This window comes from Roseibacillus persicicus, assembly GCF_014651675.1.
Lineage (GTDB): Bacteria > Verrucomicrobiota > Verrucomicrobiia > Verrucomicrobiales > Akkermansiaceae > Roseibacillus > Roseibacillus persicicus.
In genome coordinates, this window is record NZ_BMXI01000044.1 from 579 (window position 1) to 2096 (window position 1518).

Consider the following 1518-nt stretch of genomic DNA (forward strand, 5'->3'; position numbering starts at 1 on the left):
GAAATAGAGAAAGTTGTGGGGCACGATAGATTCATCATTCGCAATTGTATCTGGCTGGTGAATCAACCTGTTGGTGTGCCTGTCTACGATTTCGATTTCAGGGCGTTCTTTGATTGTCGGACACCATACGAATTTGCAGAAGGGATTCCCGCTGTTGCGAGGATTGGTGCGATTGATGACTATTCTCGCTTTTTCGCGCAGTGCGAAGCGGATGGTCTCCGTCTGGTGCACACACCAACTGAACACACGCGCTGCACGACACTATCAGAATGGTATCCGCTGATTCAGGAACTCACCCCTCGGAGTATGTGGTATCAGCAACCGCCTACCTTTGCAGAGGTGGAGGCGAATTTCACACTTCCAGTCTTTGTGAAGGGCTCGAGACAAACCAGTAAGCACCAGGCTGCTGCAAGCATAATTCGGAGTAGCGAGGACTTCGCGACAGCCCTTAAGATCTTCAAGAGTGATCCTATTCTTCACTGGCAGGACTTCGTTTGTCGGGAGTTGTTGCCCTTGCGACCGATAGCGGGTGGAGCGAAAGGCAAGATACCAGCTTCGTATGAGTTCAGGACGTTCTGGTGGCGTGGAGAACTTGTGGGAGCAGGTCGATATTGGTTCGAGGCCGAGAGTTACGATTGGACGAATCTAGAGCGTCAGGAAGGCTTGGCCGTGGCGAAGCGTGCAGTTGATGCCGTAGATTGCGCATTCGTTGTTATCGACCTTGCTCAGACGACCGAGGGGCGCTGGGTCATTATAGAGTGTAATTCGGGAATGGAGAGTGGTTACGCAGGAGCTTCTCCCTTCGCAATTTGGGAGGCTATTGCCAGAGCCGAGACACTAGATGGCTAACAATGCGCAGCACCACAAATCCGACCGCGCTGGCGAGTCGGAGGTTGACGGGAGTAGGGAGCGTGGTAGAAGTAGTGAAAGCGCGCTGAGTCGGTCGGATTGGGTGTGCTAGAACGTTCTGCATAAAAAATGCTCTATCGATGGTTCAGAAGAAGGAAGCTAGGTAAGAGTTACGAGACTTTCTTTCATGATCTTCAATCAATGCAATACAGCCATTTGAAGGAGTTCAGTTATGATTCTGAGCTTCCTGAGCAGTTTGAAGCGAAGGCTATTGGGTGGTTAGGTAAGGAGGTTCCGTTATCCGGTGAAATTGGTGCCGATTGCATCGATGCGATTCGTTTTCTGCATAGTGAATGTCGAATTAGCAGTGGTCAGCTTGGCTATCACACGTGCGGAATTTGCAATCGGTATCAAGATCGTGGAGAGGTTCACTTGAAAATGGAGGGCCAAGATTATTTGTTGCCGAGGATGATTCTTCACTACATCGATGAGCACAAGTATCTGCCGCCAATTGAGTTTCTTGATGGACTTGAGAGATGGTGGAGTTGGCACAGAAAGGCAGAACAAACCACTGAGGCCAACTGACAAGTGATTTTTAGGAAAATTGTTCACAGAGTTCGGGGTGGGTTTTTCTAATAGCATCAATGGTTTTCAGGAGCGGGCTTCCTG

At 49.7% G+C, this 1518-nt stretch carries 2 protein-coding genes; both read left to right on the forward strand.

The genetic code is table 11. The annotated features are described in order from the left end of the window. Positions 1-849 (forward strand): ATP-grasp domain-containing protein (locus tag IE099_RS20485; RefSeq protein WP_189574658.1); only part of this gene is annotated, 849 nt, incomplete at its 5' end. A 129-nt stretch (positions 850-978) separates the two neighbouring features. Beyond that, complete coding sequence (locus tag IE099_RS20490; RefSeq protein WP_189574660.1) at positions 979-1434, forward strand: DUF7919 family protein; 456 nt, start codon at positions 979-981, stop codon at positions 1432-1434. Positions 1435-1518 lie beyond the last annotated feature (84 nt).

Coding starts and splice junctions, on each gene's coding strand:
- IE099_RS20490 (WP_189574660.1), top strand. CDS start 979: ATGCTCTATCGATGGTTCAGAAGAAGGAAGCTAGGTAAGAGTTACGAG.